At 64.1% G+C, this 206-nt stretch carries 1 protein-coding gene; it reads left to right on the top strand.

Annotation, left to right across the window (positions count from 1 at the left end):
• The coding region (locus tag ACXAGA_RS16520; RefSeq protein ID WP_475118561.1) for an Ig-like domain-containing protein at positions 1-206 on the top strand (206 nt) is incomplete at both ends.

Here is a 206-nt window from a genome sequence, read left to right as displayed (position 1 = left end):
GCGCCGACCATCGTGGCGGGCGACGGCAACACGGACGGCACGCTGACCGTCACCGGCACCGCAGAGCCGTTTGCTACCGTCGACATCACCTACCCCAATGGCGAAACAGCCCAAGTCACCGCGGATGCCAATGGCAATTACACCGCCACATCCACAACCGTTCAGCCGGAAGGCAACGCGACGGCAACACAGACCGACCAGAACGG

The organism is Marivivens sp. ABH4_498, from assembly GCF_056160585.1.
Note: the sequence above shows the minus strand (reverse complement) of the source record. Positions and strands in the feature narration are given on the sequence as shown.